Origin of the sequence: Pelagimonas sp. (assembly GCF_050633425.1) — a bacterium.
Classification (GTDB): domain Bacteria; phylum Pseudomonadota; class Alphaproteobacteria; order Rhodobacterales; family Rhodobacteraceae; genus Pelagimonas.
The window spans coordinates 1-20,774 of sequence record NZ_JBOEGM010000020.1 but is presented as its reverse complement, the minus strand read 5'-3'; the positions used below and the strand labels follow the sequence as shown (position 1 = coordinate 20,774).

Here is a 20,774-nt window from a genome sequence, read left to right as displayed (position 1 = left end):
CCTAGGGGGCGGCAGATATCGGTGTTTTGCCTACCTCGATCTGGGTGTTGGCATTATAGATTACCGGCATTTTTCCGCGCCACGCGTGCCAAGTTTTGTCGTCTGTTATCAAACCGGCCATAAAATGCGCAACGTTGATCCGGCTGGTATGCCCCGCATTGAAAATGGCACATCGGGTCGGTGAGACATGCGTGTCATAGGCGGTAACTTCCGTGTCGTCGGTTAACCCATCAGGGCGCACGGCAGACCATTGGATATGCGGATCGTTCTGGCCAATTGTGATGCGCAGGTAATCTGCGGCCTGTTCGTTGTCCACATGCGGGGGCAATAGCCATCGCAACAGGTTGACCACGGTTTTATGGGCAAGCGAGATAGGTTCGTTGAGATCGCGGTTGCGGTTGCCAGTGGTGTTCATCAGCACAAATTTGACGGGTGTTTCGGGGGCGTTCGCCTTGATGGCGTCGCAAAACCGGCTGGTCGCTTGGGTGACGAGGCGACGGGGGTGTCCAAACATCCCTTGAAAGGTCATGTTGTGCCCAAGGCAAGACGCAACCGCCGCACAGCCCTTTGCAATCTGAGCCATTTCCGCATCGCTGAGGTCAAGAACATTGGCTTGGATCATCTCGACATTTGGGTGGGTGGTGATGGCGCGCGGCAGGGCTTCAGGGCTGCGGACGATGATCTTGAGCCGCTCTCCCCGGTTTAACAATTGCGTCACCAAGTGGCGTCCTGTTGCGCCGGTGGCTCCGATTACGAGGGTGGTCATGGTGGGTCCGATCAATAGGGGTTACAACGAGTGCTGTCGGTTTAGATCGGTGGACCAGCTCTGCAAATTGACCAAATTTGCAAGCGACTATGCAATTTTGCATGGATTGATGACGGCCCGACGGGGCTTTGGCCAGTCCGCCAAGATATTGTCGAGAGATACCGGTGTTGGGGCTGGGCCGTCACGGGCATGTGGGGCTATGGGCGCGCGCGCCAAGTCAAAAGCAAGAGGCAGTGAGGGCCAGCTATGCAAACGAAAACCAGCCAAGAGGCACGCGATCCGACGGTTTGCGAGCGACGCCGCAAAACACGTTTGCAAGGCGGGAGGCATTAAAAAGGGCAGGGTCTTGACCATGAGCCGACCCAACACAGCATCGGCCTGTGTCAGCGTTTCATGGCCAAAACCTGTAGGCCCGACTGAAGGGCCGCCTCCGCCTATGTCCATCGGCACGAGGCGGATTGCACCCGATGTGCGCATCGTCCGCCGACCCAGGTGCCTGCGATGGCAGGGGCATGGCCCTCTGGCCAATCGACAAGCACGAGATCGGCCCTTTGACCGACCGCAATTGTGCCGCGATCTGTTAACCCCATGGCTTTGGCCGCACCGCCAGACACCAAAGACCAAAGCCTGCGCCGATCGGCGCGTTTTTCGGCATCAAGTTTTGCAACCGCCGCCAGCAATGCCGGATAAAAGTAATCAGAGGCGAGCGCATCACACAGACCGGCTTCGACCATGTCTCCGGCCCCGAGAGATCCGATATGGCTGCCACCGCGGACGGCATTGGGGGCACCAAAGACAATGGCGTCACCCGCGGCACGCGCCGCTTTTGCGGCCTCAATCACCATCGGGAATTCGGCCGTATGTATTCCCAAATCACGGAAATAGGCGCGGGTTTCGGCGCGGGTATCGTCATGGCTTAGCATCGGTGCGCCCGCGTTACGGCCCGCCTGAGCAACTTTGCGGATGGTATCGTCGACATCGGGGCGGCGTTCCCAAACCTTGCCAAGCAACGCAATGTAATCGTCATCCGACAGACCGGCGCGTTTCGCCTTGGAGGCTGTACGCTGTTTCATCCGTTCATCATCAAGCGCGGCAATAGAGAAGTCTGGCGACAGCTCAAACCCGCGATCCTGAATGGCAACATCATACGCGCGCATGGTCATCGAGGTGTGATCGTTAAAGGCGATGGACGGCAACAGCGGTGCTTGTAGGGCCCAATCAATCAGGTCAATCGCTTCAAATGCAAAGGTTTCCCAGCGCAGCTGTACCCGGTTTTCGACCAACAGGCGCGGGGCCATGTCAATCAAGGTTTGCATCAGATCGCGGGCGCGTTCAGTGCTGCGCAATCCCGGCTCCCAGCTAAGCGTGATGGCGTGATAAGCCGTTGCAATCCCATTAGCTGCCAATTGCCGGTCGGTGTCCAAGACGGCGGTTTCCATTGGGAAATAAACGCCGGTGCGCGGCATCAACTGGCGCTCAAAGGCATCGCCATGCACATCAACCAGCGCCGGAGCAAGGATCATGCCCCGCCCATCAATCACCTCACCCTGGGCTGTGCCGCCGATGTCCGCGATCTTGCCATCCGCGATTGTGACCGTTGTTTCAACACTCTGATCTGGCAAGTAAACCGTGGCCCCTTCAAAGGTGGTTGTGGTCATGGTGTGAGGCGTTTTGAACGAGATATTCATCGCTGATCTCCGATAATGCGGGTGCGGGCCCAGCCGCTGAGTTGTTCTATCCCAATCACAACGACTGCGATCATCAAAATGACAGTCATCGCGGTGGGGTAATCAAAAAGATCAAACCCGACTTTGAGTTCGATCCCGATCCCGCCTGCACCAACAAGGCCCAAAATGGTTGATGAGCGCACAGCCTTTTCGAGCGCAAACAAAGAGGTTGAGACAAAAGCGGGCATTGCAGCGGGAATGGTGGCACAGGCCACCACGTCGATTTTGCGCGCGCCCGTCGCCGTGAGCGATTCAGCCGGCCCTGTGTCGGCGGCTTCCATATCATCGGCAAAGAAACGGCCACAAAACCCGATTGTGTCAATCACGATGGCCAGCATCCCGGCAAACGGCCCAAGCCCAACGGCGACCACAAACACCAGCGCCCAGGCGATATCGGGCACGGCACGCACAAAGCTGAGCGAGGTGCGCACGGCTTGGTTGACCCCGTTGCCAACAATCAGGCGGCGCGCAGCCAAAAGGGCGACAGGCAGGGACAAGATCACACCGATCACGGCACCGGCCACGGCGATCTGGAGCGTTTCCACCATTTTTCCGCCAAGACGCGTTAGCACGTCAGGTTGCAGGTTCGGGGGAAAGGCGCGCGTCATGAAATCTGCGAACCGTGGCGGCGATGTCATGACCTTTTCAAGCGAAAAGCCAGCGCCAGCCAGGCACCAGAAAATGATTGCCAAGCCGAGCGCATAGCCCAAAAAGGCAATGGCCGATGGGCGTTCGTAACGATGAGGGGGGAGGCTAGTCATACAGACCTCTTAGGTCAGATGGGCTCAGCGAGGTTGCGGTTGCGTCGAGCTTCAAGCGCCCCTCAGCCAACCCCAAAATGCGGTCGCCATATTTCAGAGCGTGGTCAATATGGTGCGACGTAAAGACAACCGTCACCCCGTCTTGCCGCGCCAATTCAAAGAACAAATCCATCACATCTTCGCCCGCCGCAGGGTCAAGCGAGGCACATGGCTCATCTGCGATCAGGATTTCCGGTTGGCTTACGATGGCGCGTGCAATGGCGACGCGCTGTGATTGTCCTCCAGAAAGGCGATCCGCCCGCCGCAAGGCAAAATCAGCCAGCCCAACCTTGTCCAGAGCGCGCATAGCGGCCTGTCGGGAGGCCGCAAGGGCAAAGCCGTGCGCCCAATGGCGCGGGCCTGGGTGACGCCCCAAAAGGCCATGTATCACGTTGGACAGTACGGAGAGACGCGGCACAAGATTGTGCTTTTGCGACACCAATCCGATCCGCGCGCGCAGGGCCCTGAGCGCGCGAACATTCGCTTGGGATGCGTTTTCGCCCAGCACCATGACTTGTCCAGAACTGGCCGGGATAAGACCCATCAAACACCGAAGGAGGGTCGATTTTCCGGTGCCGTTTGCCCCGACAAGGGCCACGGCCTCACCTCTGACCAGACGAAAGCTCAGGTCTGCGAAAACCTGTGTCGTGCCAAAATGTTTGGTAACGCCGCGGGCTTCGATGTCGATGCTAGGAATCGTGGCAGACGGCGTTTCGATGAGGGCCGGACGCGCACGCAGCGTGTCCGGCTTTTTCACGCTAAGATCAGTCACCGATGAAATTGTCGAACTGAGGGTAGCCAGCGTTCGCATACATCAAACGCACATAGTCATAGGCCCCGTCTTGGATCGCCACGAGATCCATACCGACATATTTGTCGTTCTCTTCATGGGCGGTGATACCTGCGATAATTTGGGCTTTGTTGTCCAGAATGGCGGTTCGAACAGTTTCGGCCGCGTCAGCAGGAACATGCGCGCCAACCATGATCATATCGTTTGGCAGGTCGCCAGAGCGAGCGATCATTTTGAAAAAACCGTATGGCAGGTCGGTTTCTTTGTTGCGCACGTTCAGCCAGCTGTTGGCGTTGGCCCCCAAGGCGTCAATGTCGCCAGCCTTCAGAGCTTCATGTGCGATGTTGCGGCTTGTGTGGGTTTTGTCGATGTCGTTGACCGGGTCAACACCGTGATCGGCCAAAACTTGCATTGGGCACAGCATGTTGGATGTCGATCCGATGTCGCCAAACGCGACTTTCTTGCCTTTGAGATCGGCCGGAACGTTGATGCCGCTGTCTGCGCGCACGATGATGGCACAGTGGTAATCAGGGCGCCCCAGTCCAACCAAAGGCGTGGCCTTGGTCAGCTTGTTGATGACAACATATTCCGCCGGGCCGGAGACGACGAAGTCGACTGTTTTGCCGCGTAGCGCTTCGGCGGCGGCGGTGCGTGAGTTGACCGGGAAGAATTCGAATGTGTCGCCTGTTGCGGTTTCAAGCGCGTCTTTAAAAGGGCCCCATTCGACTTGCAGGCGTTCCATGCCTTCGACGTCAGTGACGGCCAGTTTCCAGTTCTCGGCGGCCAAAGCAGAGGCCGACAGTGCAAGCGCGGCTGCGCCCATCAAAATCGTTTTGAGTGTCATGGTAGTCTCCCTTTGAATTCATTCGGATGAATGCGCCAAGGGTGTTGCATCGTGTTGACGGTTTGATGAACAATTTATGATGATCGCGTCGGGCAATCTTGTTGTTGATTGGTTGGACAACGCGCCCTGGGCGGATCAAAGCGGGAGGGATAATGTCAGGCTCGCGCCATGTTCAACGGCGTCGATTTCCACTTTGCCATGATGTTGCTCGGCCACCGACGCGACAATGGCCAGACCCAACCCGCTGCCTTCTGACGCGCCGACTTGGGAGAACCGACCAAAGGCAAGATCGTGTTTTTCAGGGGAAAGACCTTTCCCATCGTCAGAAACGGTAATATTCGCCCAGTTTTCAGTGGCTGATATTGCAACTTTTACGTGTTTCAGCGCGTCACCACCATGTTGCAGGGCATTGTCGATGAGGTTTTTTACCGCCTCTGTCAAAAAGACACTATTGCCCGATACTATTACGGGGGCAGTTGGCAAATCCAGCTCAAAGTCCACGCCGCGGGACAACACGAACGGGCCCATATCGGCACAGCTTTCCTGAACCAAGGTGCCAAGATCAATGCGCTCTATCCCTGATAAGGATGGACCGTGTTGAAGCCGCTCTAGCGATAGCAATTGATTGGTCACGCGCGCGGACCCACGGGCGGCTGTGACCAGCTCGCCGATCCTGCGATTGCGCTCGTCTGGGGTTGGGGCATCGCGCACAGCCTCGGCCATAGATTGCACCGCCGCCGCCGGATTGCGCAATTGATGGGCGGCGTCGGAGATGAAGGCTTGGTGGGCGTTTATGCTTGTTTCCACTTGCCCAAACAATCGGTTAAGTGTGGACACAATGCCCTGAACCTCAACCGGAACGGGACGTTTTATTTGACTGAGGTCTCCGGGCGATCGAATAGAGATGGCCTGCTGTAAGTCGATCAAGGGCCGCAACCCGCGGGCGACGCCGAACCAGACCACCAAAGCCAAGGTCACCAAAAGAGCCCCCAACCCCCCGGCGGCGCGAATGGCCAGTTGATTGGCAAACGCGTTGCGATCTGCAAGGCGTTGCCACACTGTGACGGTGGTATCTCCGGTCAGGTTTTCGATGGTGATCCGTTCGGTGATCCGTAGCACGCGCACGTCTTCCTCGCGATAGGTCGCAAAGGCAAAGACGGGGGCGTAGGGATCGTCTGGGACAGACGTGGGGCTGGGTGGATAGGCGTATCCTGTCACATAAATTCCACCCGGTCCGGTTGCATGATAAAACACTTCGCCGCCCGATGCGTCATGGATTAAATCGCGCGCCAAAGGTTGCAATAAATCGCCGCCACTGACCGCGGCGTCGCGTGAAATTGCCAAAGCCGCTGCCAAAAGCGAGCGGTCAAAGAGCTGTTCTGCGGTGCGTTGTGCAACAACGATACGCCAGTACCCCAGCAATATGGCCATCAAAACCAGGGGGATCAGGATCAATGCGAATAGCCGCAGCCGCAAGGATGATGGGCGGCGCATTACCCTGTTACCTCAAGCATATAGCCCAATCCACGCGCGGTTTTTATGGACACGCCATGGGGGGCCAAACGGCGGCGCAAGCGCGAAACATGGGGCTCAATCGCGGTGTCATCGACATCGGCCCCGACGCCATAGACCTGATCCATCAGCTGCGCCTTGGAGACAATACGGCCGCGCCGTTCCAAAAGGCATTCCAAAATGGATAGCTCCCGCCGAGGGATATCCAGGGCGTTGTCGCCAGCGCTGACTTGACGGGTGTTTCGATCAAATTCCAAGGCACCAAAGCTTTCACGCGCACCGTACTCAAGGTTCTTTCGGCGCGACAAGGCCCGGATGCGGGCCTCCAATTCATCCATTTCAAAGGGTTTTACCAGATAGTCATCGGCGCCCATGTCCAAACCGGTCACCCGGTCGCTGGTTTCACTGCGCGCCGTCAACAAAATCACCGGGGTGCCTTCGCCGCGCATCCGAAGGGCCCGCAAAATATCAAGCCCACTGCGACCGGGCAAATTGATGTCCAAGACCACAAGATCCGCACCTTCGCGGGCCAAAAAGGCGTCGGCCTCGTCTCCGTCATACAGCACATCCGCCGCATGGCCGCGATCCTGAAGCCGGTAGGCAATGGCGTTGGCCAAAGCCTCGTTATCTTCGACAATAGCGATCCGCATTTTGGCTCCTGCAAGGTTGGCGCAAGGTTGGATGCCCATGATCCGCACATGAACGGGGGAATCAATCCCTCATTTCACGTGACGATCATGGTAGCGATGAGGACGCGGCTGTGATTGTTTGGTCAACAGGGAGGAACCAATGACCGTTTCCAACTTTTCACGACGTGCCACATTGGCATTGATCGCTGCCGCAGGATTTGCAGCACCCGCCGCCGCCGAAGTTGATTTGGCCGGCAAAACCGTCGAATGGGTTATCCCATTTTCTGAAACCGGTGGATCGGCCAAATGGGCGAACTTTTTTGCGCCGCTTCTGTCCGAAGAATTGCCAGGCAACCCAACGGTTGTGGTCAAATTTATGCCGGGTGCAGGGTCGACCAAAGGGGCCAACTGGTTCCAAAAACAGTCCAACGGTGACGGCACTTTGTTGTTCGGCTCTTCTGGCTCGACACAGTTTCCCTATCTGCTTGGCGATCCACGCGTGCGTTATGAATATAACGACTGGAATGCTGTTATGGCGTCGGGCACCGGTGGGGTTGCCTATCTGAATGCAGAAGATGGGGCCAAGTTTGATGGCTCGGCCAATGGTCTCAAAGACATCGACTTTATCTACGGCTCGCAGGGGGCGACCCGCCTTGATCTGGTTCCGCTGTTGGCGTGGCAGATGCTGGGCATGAATGTAGAGCCTGTCTTTGGCATCAAAGGCCGTGGCGATGGCCGTTTGATGTTTGAGCGCGGTGAAGCCACCATCGATTACCAGACCTCTTCGGGCTATCTCAAAGGCTCGGCCGAAATGGTTGCGGCTGGCGAAGCGGTTGCGATGATGACATGGGGTGCCTTGGACGCAGATGGAAACATCGTGCGCGACCCGACATTCCCAGACATCCCAACCTTTAAAGAAGTGTGTGACGCCACCGACGGTTGCGAAACATCAGGCGAGTCATGGGACGCTTGGAAAGCCTTCTTTGTTGCGGGGTTCCCTGTGCAAAAACTGGCCTTCCTGCCTGCAGGCACCGATCAGGAGATCATCGACACCTACACCGCGGCCTTTGAAGCGGTTGTTGCACGGGCGGATTTCCCTGAAATCTCGTCCAAACGGGTTGGCAAATATTCGGTCTTTACCGGTTCTGGGGCGCAAACCGCGCTGGGCACAGCGACCAAAGTTCCGGCCGAGGCCAAGGACTTTGTCACCGGTTGGCTCAAAGATGCCTATGGCGTTGAGCTGAAATAAGCTCACCCTTGGATGGGTCGCGGTGTGCGGCCCATCCCTTTCTTTTTTCAAAACATCTTCTGAAAGGCGGCTCCCATGGAGGCTTTCGCCACTGCTCTTCCTGCGCTTGGCGAAGCGTGGGCGTTGATCTTGCAACCTGTTGTTCTGGGCTATCTTGTGCTTGGGGTTGTGATGGGGTTGGCCGTTGGGGTCTTTCCCGGATTGGGCGGCATTGCCGGCCTGTCGCTCTTGCTACCGTTTATGTTTGGCATGGATCCGATCCTTGGTCTGGCGTTGATGATCGGGATGGTTGCCGTTGTGCCCACCTCTGACACCTTTGCCAGCGTTTTGATGGGGATACCCGGTTCGTCGGCCTCACAAGCTACGGTTTTAGACGGCTTTCCAATGGCCAAAAACGGTGAGGCCGCACGGGCGCTTTCGGCGGCCTTTGCCTCGTCACTTTTTGGCGGGTTGGTCGGTGCATCCTTCCTGACCATGTTTATCCTGATCGCGCGCCCGATTGTTTTGGCCTTTGGCCTGCCCGAGATGTTGATGATCACCGTTTTGGGGCTCTCAATGGTGGCAATCCTTGCGGGGCGCATCCCTCTCAAAGGGTTGGCGGCGGCTGGATTGGGGCTCATGATCGGCACCATCGGCGAAGCGGATGCGGGCGGCAGCCTGCGCATGGCCAGCTATAATATTCCCTACCTGACCGATGGTTTGAAATTGGTGATCGTGGGCCTTGGCATCTTTGCCATTCCCGAAATTGTATCCCTGCTGCGCCAAGACCGCTCTATCGCCAAGGGGGCGTCGCTTGGCGGCGGATGGCTTGATGGGGTGCGCGACTGGTTCGCCAATATCTGGCTGTCGGTGCGCTGTTCCATCATCGGCGTTGTCGTCGGGGTTATCCCCGGTCTTGGCGGATCGGTTGTGGATTGGATTGCCTATGGGCATTCGGTGCAAACCACCAAGGACAAAACAAAATTCGGCAAAGGCGAAGTGCGCGGCGTCATTGGGCCAGAAAGCTCAAACAACGCCAAAGAGGGCGGGGGTCTTGTGCCAACCCTGCTGTTTGGCATTCCCGGTTCCGGGTCCATGGCGATCTTTATCGGTGCTGTGGCCTTGCTCGGATCGGGCGACATTGAAGTCGGCCCCGGCATGCTCAAAGATAACCTCGACATCACCTATTCCATCGTCTGGCTCTTGGCGCTGGCCAATGTTGTTGGGACAATTCTATGCATCGCCGCCAGCGGCGGCATTGCCAAGCTGACCACCATTCGGTTTACCTATCTGGCGCCGTTCCTTTTCATGCTGATCAGCTTTGCAGCTTTTCAATCGGGGCAAAACTTCGAAGACCTTCTGGCCCTGTTTGCCATTGGTCTGATCGGCATCTTCCTGCGCCGCTTTGATTGGTCGCGCCCGGCGTTTCTGATTGGTTTTGTTCTGTCGAATCCGGTGGAAAAATTCACCAACCAAGCGTTTCAAATCGCCAGTTTTCGGTTCCGAAAAGGGTTTGATGTTGGCATGGAATATGTCTTTAGCCCAATTGTGATTGTGCTGATCATTATCACCGTGGTTTCGGTTGTGTTGGGCATTCGTCAAGCCAAATCGATCATGGCCGAAGGCGAGGTCAAGTCCGGTGCCAAGCGTGCGCCAGTGGTGTTCTTGCTGATCCTGACGGCCTATCTGACCGCGGCTTTGATCAACGCCAATGCCATCCCCGACTACAACATGACCGACAAGGTGATCCCGCTCTTTATCGGTGGGTTCTCATTGCTCTGTTGCTTGATTTTGCTGGTGCAAATGATCCGCAAACCGGAAGGCGATTCCATCTTCGCTGACAAGGAAGTTGCCGGAGAAGACGCCGACGCACCCTATGGGCTTTGGTCGACCTTGGCATGGTTTGCCGGGCTGATCGCGGCAACTTGGTTTGTTGGGTTCATTCTGGCGCTGGTTGGGTTCTTGATCTCATTCCTGCGGGTGCGCGCTGGCGCCGGGTGGGGCAAAACCCTTTTGCTGACCGCGCTTGGAATTACGTTCATGTGCCTGATGGCGGGGGCGCTCAATCGCGATTTCCCTCCGGGATTGCTGCAGGGGGCTGTTGATCTGCCATGGCCGCTGAAATGACCCAGACAGCTATTCCCTATGTGTTCATGCGGGGCGGGACGTCGCGTGGACCTTACTTTCGACGCGAAGATCTGCCCGAAGATCTGGATGATCTGGCGCAGGTTCTGATTGCGGTTCTTGGGGCAGGGCATCCGCTCAACATTGATGGGATTGGCGGCGGGGCCGCCGTGACGACCAAAGTTGCCATGCTGTCCAAAAGCCAAAACAATTGGGCGGATGTGGATTACTTCTTTGCCCAGGTTTCGGTCGAAGAGGGCAGCGTTGATTTTAAACCCACCTGCGGCAATATCATGTCTGGTGTTGGCGCGGCTGCGATCGAAATGGGGTTAATCGACGCCCAGAAGGACGAGACCGAGATACGTATCAACGCCGTCAACACTGGTGCGCGGGCAGTGGCGCGGGTCAAAACACCGGGTGGCATGTTAACCTATGAAGGCGATACGGAAATCGCCGGTGCCCCTGGCACATCCGCGCCTGTTCAACTGTCGTTTATGGGGGTGGCGGGCTCGTCCACTGGGGCGTTTCTGCCAACTGGCAACCTGATCGACACCATTGATGGCATTCCTGTGACCTGCATGGATGTCGCCATGCCGGTTGTGATTGCCCGCGCGGTCGATTTTGGCCTGAGCGGTTATGAGAGCGCTGCTGAACTGGATGATAATCAGGCCTTTTTTGAGCGGATGGAAGGCATGCGACGTCAAGCTGGGGCGTTGATGGGGATGGGGGATGTGTCTGGATCGGTGACACCGAAATTTGGCATTCTGGCCCCGGCGCGAAACGGTGGCACGATTGCCGCGCGGTATTTTATGCCGCACCGCACACACCCAACAATGGCGGTGACCGGGGCGCAATGTCTTGCGTCTTGTGCGCTGACACCGGGCACTGTGGCCGATGGTCTGGTGCCTCAGGCCATCCAAAGCCCCGCCAATGTCGTGCTTGAGCATGCTTCTGGCACGATTGAGGTTTTGGTCGAATACTCCATGGACAATGGCTTTGAGTTGAACGCCGCCGGGCTTGTGCGCACAGCGCGCAAACTGGCCGATGGCCATGTTTATATTCCCAGTCGCATCTGGGCTGGAAAGGAGGCTCTGGTATGAGCATGCGCAATATTCTTGTGGCTTTTAACGGGTCCGATAGCTCGGTCTCCGCGTTAAAATATGCCGCCTCTCTTGCGGGGGATCAGGGGCATGTCACCGCGATTATGGCCCATTCCACCCATCAGATCATCAACAGTCGCGACGCTTGGGTTCCTGCCAAGGCGCGTGAAATCATTGAACAAGCGGATGCCGATATCCTGACTGAAATCAGCACCCGGTTTGAGGCCCTGCGCGAAAAACTGGACCTTGGGCCACGGCTCCATTTTCAGAAATCTGCGGGCCGGGTTGATGCGGTGTTATCTGAATGCGCACGTGGGTTTGACCTTTTGGTCGTCGGCCAAGACCTCAGCGAAGGGGTAGACGAACATGTCAGCATTCACCCCGATCGCATTGCTTTGATGGCCGGGCGGCCGGTGTTGATCGTGCCACGCGGGTATTATGCGCAGGCCAATCACGATCACGCGGTTTTGGCATGGGATGGCAGTCGTGCCTCGGCGCGGGCGCTGTCCGACAGTCTTGGCTTGCTCGAAGACCAGGGGCGGGTCACCGTTTTGACGGTGGGTGATGCGCCCATGCCGCGCCCGATTGACGAGGTGATGGAGCAGCTGTCGCGTCACGGTGTACGGGCCAACCACGCGTCTGTCGCTGCTGATCCGGGTGTCGCGCGCGCCTTGCTTGGCTATTGCCGCGCGCATGACCCCTGTCTGTTGGTCATGGGGGCCTATGAACATTCAAAATTCCGCGAAGATTTTCTCGGGGGGGTAACTGCGCGCGTCCTGCGCGACACACCGATCCCGGTTCTTTTGTCACACTAAGGACGACCAAGATGACATCTTATGATGCAAACAAACAAATCGCTGCAACGATTGAAAAATTGACCGTCTTGCGCAATGAGCTTGGGACGCAGCTTTGTGTGCCGGGGGGATGTGACGACGGTGAACGCCGCCGCCTGAGCGAATTACATGATCGCGCTGCCCGCGCTATTGCTGCCTATCACAAGGGGTAAAAGCCGGATGCATGTACATATTCTGGACGATTGGTTTGACACGTTGCGCGGCCTGCCGTGTTTTACAAAACTTGCTGATCACGATGTGACGGTTTGGACAGATCACGTCAAAGACGTTGAGGTTTTGGCCGATAGGTTGGCCGAAGCTGAGGCCTTGGTTTTGTTTCGCGAACGCACGCAAGTCACCCGCGATTTGCTTGAGAGGCTCCCCAATCTGAAGCTGATCAGTCAGCGCAGTGTTTATCCTCACGTCGACGTTCCCGCCTGTTCGGATCAGGGCGTTTTGCTGTGCTCAAATATGCATGCTGGCACCCCCTCTTATGCAGCCGCTGAGCTGACTTGGGCGCTGATTATGGCGGCCATGCGCGATCTCCCCAAACAGATGCGCAGCGTAAAAGCCGGGCACTGGCAGGCTGGTGTTGGCAAGACATTGCGGGGGCGGCGGCTTGGGCTCTATGGCTATGGCCGGATTGCTCGAGCGGTTGCGGGTTATGCCAAGGCTTTTGGAATGCAGGTTGTTTGGTGGTCGTCACAAGACGGTCGCGCCCGGGCGCTTGCGGATGGCGAAATCGTGGCCCAGAGTCGCGAGGCGTTTTTCGCTGAATGTGATGTGGTTTCCCTGCATGTGCGGCTCAAACCCGGTACGCGGGGCATGGTGACGGCAACGGACCTGGCGCATATGCGGCGCGATGCGGTGTTTGTGAATACCTCGCGCGCCGGGTTGATTGAACCGGGCGCTTTGCTGGCGGCTTTGACTGCGGGGCGTCCGGGGCAGGCGGCGATTGATGTGTTTGATCTGGAGCCAGCATCCGATCCTGATGATCCGCTTTTGGCGCATCCAAATTTGATCGCGACCCCGCATATCGGGTTTGTCACCGAAGACGAGTTTGATCTGCAGTTTTCCGACATCTTTGATCAGATCAACGCCTATGCGGCGGGCGCGCCGATCCATATGATTAACCCCGAAACCTTTGGCTAAACGGCAGTGCGAATGGCCGCTTTGGTGGCCTGAACGGCTGGTGTATCTGCCTGTCCCAGACGCGACAAAAGCCCAACCGATCGGGTGATCGTCGGGTCGGGCAGGGTGCAGGTGGCCACGCGACCAAGACCAATGGCCGAGCGCGGCAACAAAGCCACCCCCATGCCTGCGACCACCAGATCAAGTGCGGTTGTTGAGCGACCGACCTCATAGGTCCAATGCAAATCTCGGCGGGCCTTGGCCATGGCTTCGTCGATCAGTAACCGGTTGCCGGTGCCACGTGTCGGCAAGATCAAATCCGCCCCGGTTAGCTCATCCCAGTCGTGTATGTGGCCACCTGCCAACGGGTGTTCCTGTGGCACCGCGAGCATGATTTGATCGTCCAGAAGCGGTTCAAACCGGGTCGCGGGTTCGAGCATCGGGATCGAACAGAGGCCGAAATCAGCCTCCCCTGTGGCCACCGCCTCGGCCACCTCATTGGCAGAGCCATCAATGAGCCGAATGCGCGCGCCAGAACCGGTCTTGCGCAATGTTTGGATGGCCGGGATCAACACATCGGTGACGATGGTTGGGATCGTGGCAACCGTGACAATCGCGCCCCGTTGATGATCAAAGGCCACGCTTTCATCCCGCATAGCGCGGGTGGTTTCCTTGGCGTCTTGCAAAATTCCTTCGGCGCGGGATTGCAAACGTTTGGCCGCCAAGGTGGGTTTCACAGCCCGTGTGCTGCGCTCAAACAAAGAGCTGTCCAAGGCCTGTTCAAGCTTTTGCACCCGTCGGGTGATGGCCGATTGTGACAGGTTCAATTGCTCTGCTGCCGCATGGAATGAGCCGGTTTCCTTGACCGCCAAAAAGGCTTCGAGATCGCTGAAATCATAATTGATGCGCATATCGCAATAATCCCACAGATTTCGCCATTGGTCAAATTAAAGCCCTGTCGATAAGGCTGGTTTAGCAAAGGAAACCTGATGACCCATAGCTATGACATCGCGGTGATTGGCGGCGGCAACGCGGCCCTCTGTGCCGCTATGACCGCCGCTGAAGCCGGTGCGCGCGTTGTGATCCTTGAAACCGCCCCCAAACCCTATCGGGGGGGGAATTCGCGCCATACCCGCAATTTTCGCTGCATGCACAGCGGGCCATTGGGGCCGCTGGTCGATGATTACACGGAAGAGGAATATCTCGCGGATCTGCTCAAGGTGACCGGCGGCAAGACCAACAAAACACTGGCGCGATTGGCGATCCAACGCTCTGAGGAGTGCTTGGCATGGATGCAGGATCACGGTGTGCATTTTCAACCGTCCTTGTCGGGAACGTTGTCCTTGGCCCGCACCAATGCGTTTTTCATGGGCGGAGGCAAGAGCCTTGTGAATGCTTATTACCGCACCGCCGAACGCTTGGGCGTCGACGTTTTCTATGAAGCGGCCGTCACCCATCTTGAGTTGGCCAACAATCAGATCACCCGGATTGATTACACCCATCAGGGGCAAAACCGCAGCATGTCCCCCACGTCTGTGGTTGTGGCATCGGGTGGGTTTCAGGCCAATACGGATTGGCTTACCCGGGCATGGGGGCCTGCGGCTCAGAATTTCTTGATACGCGGAACCCCTTATAATCGCGGCGTTGTCTTGTCCGATTTGATTGATCAGGGGGTGCAGACCGTCGGCGATGCCGATCAATGTCACGCAGTGGCCATTGACGGGCGCGCCCCGAAATTTGACGGCGGGATTGTCACGCGGCTTGATTGCGTGCCGTTTTCCATTGTTGTGAACAAGAACGCCGAACGGTTTTATGACGAAGGCGAGGATGTCTGGCCCAAACGCTATGCAATTTGGGGGCGGTTGGTGGCCGCGCAGCCCGATCAGGTGGGGTATGCCATCATCGATTTCAAGTCGCTTGAGTTGTTCATGCCTTCGGTGTTTCCACCGTTAAGAGCGGACAGCATCGAAGAGTTGGCCGGCATGATGGATCTACCTGCCGACAGGCTCAAGGACACAGTCGAGACGTTCAACGCGGCCTGTTCGGACGCATCCAAGTTTCATCCAACCGAGCTTGATGGCGTGTCGACGTCAGGGATAACCCCCGCCAAAACCAACTGGGCCCGTCCAATCTCCGACCCGCCGTTTTACGGCTATTCTCTACGCACCGGTGTGACCTTTACCTATCTTGGTCTCAGGGTCGATGAAACGGCGCAATGCTGCACAAAATCCGGCCCGATCCGCAATCTTTGGGCGGCAGGTGAAACCATGGCTGGCTCGATTTTGGGGCAGGGTTATCTGGCCGGGTTTGGCATGACCATTGGCACCGTTTTTGGACGCATCGCAGGTCAGGAGGCCGCCACTTATGCAAATTGATCTGATCACAGAGGCCCGTCGCCAAGCCGAAATCTGCAACGCCTGCCGCTATTGCGAAGGCTATTGTTCGGTGTTTCCGGCCATGCATGCGGGCCGTGCGTTTAGCGATGGAGACATCACGCAATTGGCCAATCTCTGCCACAACTGCCGGGGCTGTTATTACGCCTGCCAGTTCACCGCACCGCATGCATTTGACCTGAACTTGCCGCAAGCTTTGGCCCAAGTACGTCGAGACAGTTGGGAGCATTTTGCATGGCCATACCCGGTTGCGCGGCGCTTCCATAGCCATGGCGGCGCAATCGCGGCGGCTCTGGCGGTTGGGCTGGCCCTGTTGTTTTGGCTTGTGCAAGGGATGGAAGTGCAAGGGATGGAAGGCAGCGGCGATGGTTTCTATGCTGCACTGTCGCACAATGCGATGGTCGCAATTTTCCTGCCTGCTTTTGTCTTGCCTCTGGTCAGCCTGTTTATCGGGCTGCGTCGGTATTGGACCCATGTGGGCGGCGGGAGGCTGACCCTTGCCGACGTCACATCGGCCGCTGCCAAGATTGCCAGCATGAAGGATTTGGCGGCTGGGCACGAACAGGGGTGCAATTTTGAGGATGAGGATCGTTTCAGCCATGCCCGCCGTCATTTCCATCAAGCGATCATGTATGGTTTTTTATTGTGTTTCGCTGCGACAAGTGTCGGAACGCTGATGCACTATCTGTTGGACATGCCCGCGCCTTATCCCCTTTGGTCACTGCCGAAAATTCTTGGGGTGTCGGGAGGTGTGTTGCTGACAATCGGGTGCGGGATGATGGCATGGCTCAAGCTTAAGTCCGACAAAACACTGGGGGATACCAAGGCTGCGGGTGGGGAAATGGGATTTATCCTGTTGCTTGGGTTCGTTGGGCTAAGCGGTTTGGTTCTCGATGCACTTGGCAACACGACATGGATGTCGGCGCTGCTGGCGATCCATTTGGGGGCGGTGCTGACGTTTTTCCTGCTCACGCCTTTTACAAAGATGGCCCATGGTTTTTATCGGACGGCGGCCTTGCTGCGCGATGCGCAAAATTCGAAGAGTTGATCCCGTTGTGGCCCCAAACATGACCCTAGGGGCCCGACCTTAGCACTAAAAAGCGGGGGATTTGTGTTTGATGCTGACCATCCTAAAACAGGCTGCACAGTCACGGGCCGGATGCAGAAAACCACAGAGGGTTTAGAACCCCCTATAGGTAAATTGGTGCCTAATCTCTTGGGGGGGAACAGCTAACGCGCTGAGATGAGAAAGCCCGATAAAGAAATCCGAAAAAAACGCGCTCTGGTCGGACGGCGCATAGCGATGTCGGCCAAGTATTAAAAGTGCTTTCAATTCATGATCTTACCTTGCGAGACGCGTCTTGGAATAGCAGCTTGGTTCGCCAATCGGGACAAATTGTCAGTAAAAGGCCAAGCTGTGTTGACCCAACTGTAGCGATCTTCTCTATTATCCTGTGTATACTCGTCATGGAAAAGTCGTGATTTATGGCATTTAAGCCAACCAACTTGATCCCTTTTTGCGTTGCCTTGGCAACATTGGGGGCCTCTGTTTTTGTCCACTTTGTGCATCTTGATATACAGCAGGACAGAATGCATGCCGGCACGCAAGAGGTCACCGCTAATTTTGCGACCCGCCTTGAGACACATCTTGCCTCACGGTTGAGCGCAGCTTTGTTGTTGCGCTCTCACTTTCACGACCAAACGCCCCTGGATACGGAAGAGTTCCGCTCTGAAATGGAACTGTTTCATGAGTTGATCGGCGGATTGCAGGCCTTGAACTGGGTCGATGCCACTGGGGTCATTCGCCTCGTCACCCCATTGGAGGGAAATGCTGCAGCGTTGGGTTTGAACCTCAACACTTTGCCCGTGCCAGCAAAAACTCTTGCGCTCGCTGATGCTTCTGGTGAACTGACTGTCACAACGCCCATCGAATTGGCGCAGGGTGGAAAAGGGTTTGTTGCCTACCTGCCTTTGTCTTCGGATGGGCAAAAAAGCGGATATCTTAATATCGTGTTTCGCGCGGCTCCTTTGATGAGGCAGGCGTTGAACGAAAACTCACTGGAATCGTTCAATATTCGCGTCGAAGATGACGGATTGGAACTGTTTTCCGCAGGGGCCACCCCGTCGCCCATTGGTCTTGTTGACAGTCAACAGATCACCGTTGGTGGGCGTGTCTGGGACGTCTTCGTTGCGCCTCTGCCAAACCACGTGCGCCAATTCGATACGATTGTTGATGAGTTGATCTTGATCCTCGGAGCCCTGATATCCGTTTTGGTTGGCGGGTTGGTCCATTTGACGATGAAACGGCAGGAGTCGCTGAGGCATAGCCAAACCCGGTTTCAAGATTTTGCTTCGGCCAGCACAGACTGGTTTTGGGAATTGGATCAGAACAATCGCGTGTCCTGGTGCTCTGACGGAATTGAGGACTTTTTCGGGGTTTCAAAGTCAGAATTTATCGGTCGCCGGCGGGGCGATTTTCGAAAGTTGGCGAGTGATGAGCAAAATTGGAAGAACCATTTCGCAGACCTAGAGGCGCATCGCCCGTTCAAGGACTTCGAATATGAAATTGACGTCAACGGCACACAAAAATGGGCGCGTGCTTCGGGTGTTCCTATTTTCGACGAGGATGGCGAATTTCAAGGGTACAGAGGCGTTGCGACAGATATCACCGAAACGATCCGGGCGCGCAGGCAGGTCGAACAATCTAACCAGTTTCTAGCGAATGCAGTTGAGGGCTTGAGCGAATTGTTCACCCTGTGGGACGCAGATGATCGGATGGTTCTATGCAATCGGGTCTTTCGCGACGTGAACAGCAACGTGGCCGAATACACAGTTCCAGGGACCAGCTTTCATAGCTTTATCAGCGCAAGTATTGCAACGGGCATTGTTAAAGGCACCAAGGGGCATGAAGAGGCATATGTCCAACAAGCTATTGAGCGCCGAAATTCCTACGATGCTCCGTCATTTGAGGTCGAACGCACAGACGGCACCGTTTTGCGTTTGCGAGAGCAGAGGCTTGAGGGCGGCGGATTTGTGACGATTGGTCAAGACGTGACCAAAGAACGCAAAGATGCAGAAGCGCTTCGAGCCAGCGAGGAGCGACTTGCCTTGGCGGTTGAATCTCTGACAATTTGGGATTGGAATTTAGAGACTCGTGAATTCTATATTTCGGCGGGGTTTGCCGAGGCCTTGGGATATTCGGACGAAGAGTTCGAACCCATTATGCAACGGTCGTTTGTTGACATCATCCACCCTGATGATGCCGAGCAGTACTTGATCAAGGTGGCCGACCACCTCAAGGATGCCTCAATGACATTCAAGTACAAGTATCGGCTGCGCACCAAATCCGGTATTTACAAGAGCTTTTTGGCGCAGGGTCAGACTGTTGCAAACGACCAGGGGCGCGCCATCAGGACAATTGGCGTTTTGACGGATATTACGACACGGGTTGAGCTGGAAGAGCGCTTGCATCAATCACAGAAAATGGAAGCCATCGGGCAGCTGACTGGCGGCGTTGCGCATGATTTCAACAACTTGCTTGCTGTAATCTTGGGCAACGCGGAGCTTTTGGAAGACATATCGGACAATGATGAGCTCTCGCCACTTATTTCATCCATTATTCGCGCATCTGAGCGCGGTGCAGAGCTGACACAACGCTTGCTGGCGTTTTCAAGACGTCAGCCGCTCATGCCAATTGAGCTTGATCTCTCCAGTTTGATGTCAAACCTGCCCGCCTTGCTCAAGCCTGTTCTGGGGGAAACTGTCGCTCTGGATCTGACCGTGGAAGACGCAATTTGGACAGCGCTTGCCGACCCAAGTCAGGTCGAAAATGCGCTGCTGAACCTTGCTCTAAATTCCAGGGATGCGATGCCACAGGGGGGGCACCTGTCAATAGATTGTTTCAACACAACTTTTGAGCAGGATCATTCCGAAAAGTCTTTGGAAATTGAAGCGGGTGAGTATGTTGTTTTGTCTGTGACAGACACCGGGGTCGGCATGTCCGAGCAGACGATTGAACACGCCTGTGAGCCATTCTTTACAACCAAGGAAGTCGGCAAGGGCAGCGGGCTTGGTTTGTCGATGGTCTTGGGGTTTGCCCAGCAATCGGGTGGCCAGGTTTCGGTGATCAGCGAAGAGGGGCGCGGCACTACAGTAAAACTGTTTTTACCGCGTGCCCAGCCAAGTGGTGACGCATCAGGCGAGGAGGCTCCGCTGGCCTCGCCTCGTGGCCAAGGGGAAACCGTATTGCTCATTGAAGATGACCCGGCGTTGCGCGTGATCGCAGAACAAATGTTGCGCAAAAATGGTTACAAAACCGTCACGTCGGCAGATGCTATAGAAGCCGGACAAGCCTTGGACGCCCATCCCGAAATTGCGCTTATTTTGTCCGATGTTGTTTTGCCCGGACGCGTCAATGGCCCGACCTTTGTGCAAGAGGCCTTAAAAACACGACCTGACCTCAAAGTCATTTTTATGTCAGGGCATCCGGCAGATGCGTTGGATGATGGTGGGGCGATTTTTTCCGGGCATACCCTGTTGAACAAACCGTTCAAATCCAAAGAACTGGCCAAGGCAATCCAGAGCGTGTTTGGCGGTTAAGCCCGGCCCTGTACAAGACTTTCCGGTGGAAGCTCCATCGCGCCAGATCAGGACTATGCCCTTCAGTTTCGCAGCTATGAGGACGCGGATGATGTGATTGGCAACTCTGTGGTTGTGCCGGTCGAAGCCGTGCAGGGGGAGACCCGATTGCTGGGTGTATTGGGTGGCGCTGGGTTGTGCCCCGTGGTTGGTGCGGTTTTGCATTTTGCGCGTTTGAATGCGGTGAGTGTCCCGGCGCGGATTTTGGGGATTGAGGCTGCTGAGGACATGGCGTTTCAGGTGACGTTGGTCAATGACG

18 protein-coding genes are annotated in these 20,774 nt (G+C 56.3%); 10 read left to right on the top strand and 8 right to left on the bottom strand.

Annotated features, from left to right (window positions below; all coding sequences use genetic code 11):
• Position 1: 1 nt before the first annotated feature.
• The 7 genes from ACRBB0_RS15820 to ACRBB0_RS15790 form a co-directional block, all read right to left on the bottom strand.
• Positions 2-766: an NAD(P)-dependent oxidoreductase gene (locus ACRBB0_RS15820; protein WP_431375417.1), complete on the bottom strand. Its 765-nt coding sequence runs from the start codon at positions 764-766 to the stop codon at positions 2-4.
• 434 nt (positions 767-1,200) lie between these two features.
• Entirely contained in the window at positions 1,201-2,454 is a 1,254-nt protein-coding gene (locus ACRBB0_RS15815) for an alpha-D-ribose 1-methylphosphonate 5-triphosphate diphosphatase (protein WP_431375416.1), read from the bottom strand.
• On the bottom strand, positions 2,451-3,254 hold the full coding sequence (gene phnE, locus ACRBB0_RS15810) for a phosphonate ABC transporter, permease protein PhnE (protein WP_431375415.1): 804 nt from the start codon (positions 3,252-3,254) through the stop codon (positions 2,451-2,453). The genes ACRBB0_RS15815 and phnE overlap by 4 nt, the downstream gene beginning before the upstream one ends.
• The gene (locus ACRBB0_RS15805; RefSeq protein ID WP_431375414.1) at positions 3,247-4,065 is read right to left on the bottom strand and encodes a phosphonate ABC transporter ATP-binding protein; all 819 of its coding nucleotides are present in this window, start codon (positions 4,063-4,065) and stop codon (positions 3,247-3,249) included. Before ACRBB0_RS15805 ends, phnE begins: the two co-directional genes overlap by 8 nt.
• A complete protein-coding gene (locus ACRBB0_RS15800; protein WP_431375413.1) occupies positions 4,058-4,927 on the bottom strand; it encodes a PhnD/SsuA/transferrin family substrate-binding protein in 870 nt (289 codons plus the stop codon). Before ACRBB0_RS15800 ends, ACRBB0_RS15805 begins: the two co-directional genes overlap by 8 nt.
• Before the next feature lie 135 nt (positions 4,928-5,062).
• Complete coding sequence (locus ACRBB0_RS15795) at positions 5,063-6,421, bottom strand: sensor histidine kinase (protein WP_431375412.1); 1,359 nt, start codon at positions 6,419-6,421, stop codon at positions 5,063-5,065.
• Complete coding sequence (locus tag ACRBB0_RS15790) at positions 6,421-7,089, bottom strand: response regulator transcription factor (RefSeq protein WP_431375411.1); 669 nt, start codon at positions 7,087-7,089, stop codon at positions 6,421-6,423. The genes ACRBB0_RS15795 and ACRBB0_RS15790 overlap by 1 nt, the downstream gene beginning before the upstream one ends.
• A 139-nt stretch (positions 7,090-7,228) precedes the next feature.
• On the opposite strand from ACRBB0_RS15790, the gene ACRBB0_RS15785 reads away from it, so the two are divergent.
• The 6 genes from ACRBB0_RS15785 (at position 7,229) to ACRBB0_RS15760 (ending at position 13,505) form a co-directional block, all read left to right on the top strand.
• A complete protein-coding gene (locus ACRBB0_RS15785) occupies positions 7,229-8,317 on the top strand; it encodes a tricarboxylate transporter (protein ID WP_431375410.1) in 1,089 nt (362 codons plus the stop codon).
• Positions 8,318-8,392: 75 nt separating this feature from the next.
• Positions 8,393-10,423, top strand: coding sequence for a tripartite tricarboxylate transporter permease (locus tag ACRBB0_RS15780; RefSeq protein ID WP_431375409.1), 2,031 nt, complete (start codon positions 8,393-8,395; stop codon positions 10,421-10,423).
• Entirely contained in the window at positions 10,420-11,520 is a 1,101-nt protein-coding gene (locus ACRBB0_RS15775) for a 4-oxalomesaconate tautomerase (RefSeq protein ID WP_431375408.1), read from the top strand. The genes ACRBB0_RS15780 and ACRBB0_RS15775 overlap by 4 nt, the downstream gene beginning before the upstream one ends.
• A complete protein-coding gene (locus ACRBB0_RS15770; RefSeq protein WP_431375407.1) occupies positions 11,517-12,335 on the top strand; it encodes a universal stress protein in 819 nt (272 codons plus the stop codon). Before ACRBB0_RS15775 ends, ACRBB0_RS15770 begins: the two co-directional genes overlap by 4 nt.
• Positions 12,336-12,346: 11 nt before the next feature.
• Positions 12,347-12,526, top strand: a complete 180-nt coding sequence (locus tag ACRBB0_RS15765) for a hypothetical protein (RefSeq protein WP_431375406.1) — start codon at positions 12,347-12,349, stop codon at positions 12,524-12,526.
• Positions 12,527-12,533: 7 nt separating this feature from the next.
• Positions 12,534-13,505, top strand: coding sequence for a D-2-hydroxyacid dehydrogenase family protein (locus ACRBB0_RS15760; RefSeq protein WP_431375405.1), 972 nt, complete (start codon positions 12,534-12,536; stop codon positions 13,503-13,505).
• On the opposite strand, the gene ACRBB0_RS15755 is transcribed toward ACRBB0_RS15760, so the two are convergent.
• Positions 13,502-14,395, bottom strand: coding sequence for a LysR family transcriptional regulator (locus tag ACRBB0_RS15755; RefSeq protein WP_431375404.1), 894 nt, complete (start codon positions 14,393-14,395; stop codon positions 13,502-13,504). The two genes, ACRBB0_RS15760 and ACRBB0_RS15755, sit on opposite strands and share 4 nt — an antisense overlap.
• A gap of 78 nt (positions 14,396-14,473) precedes the next feature.
• Here ACRBB0_RS15755 and tcuA point away from each other — a divergent pair, with 78 nt between their 5' ends.
• From tcuA to ACRBB0_RS15735, 4 genes are all read left to right on the top strand, one after another.
• On the top strand, positions 14,474-15,859 hold the full coding sequence (gene tcuA / locus ACRBB0_RS15750; RefSeq protein WP_431375403.1) for an FAD-dependent tricarballylate dehydrogenase TcuA: 1,386 nt from the start codon (positions 14,474-14,476) through the stop codon (positions 15,857-15,859).
• Positions 15,849-16,925, top strand: a complete 1,077-nt coding sequence (tcuB, locus tag ACRBB0_RS15745) for a tricarballylate utilization 4Fe-4S protein TcuB (protein WP_431375402.1) — start codon at positions 15,849-15,851, stop codon at positions 16,923-16,925. Before tcuA ends, tcuB begins: the two co-directional genes overlap by 11 nt.
• 542 nt (positions 16,926-17,467) lie before the next feature.
• Complete coding sequence (locus ACRBB0_RS15740) at positions 17,468-20,476, top strand: PAS domain S-box protein (RefSeq protein WP_431375401.1); 3,009 nt, start codon at positions 17,468-17,470, stop codon at positions 20,474-20,476.
• 93 nt (positions 20,477-20,569) lie between these two features.
• Positions 20,570-20,774: hypothetical protein (locus tag ACRBB0_RS15735; RefSeq protein WP_431375400.1), on the top strand; the 205-nt coding region annotated here is incomplete at its 3' end.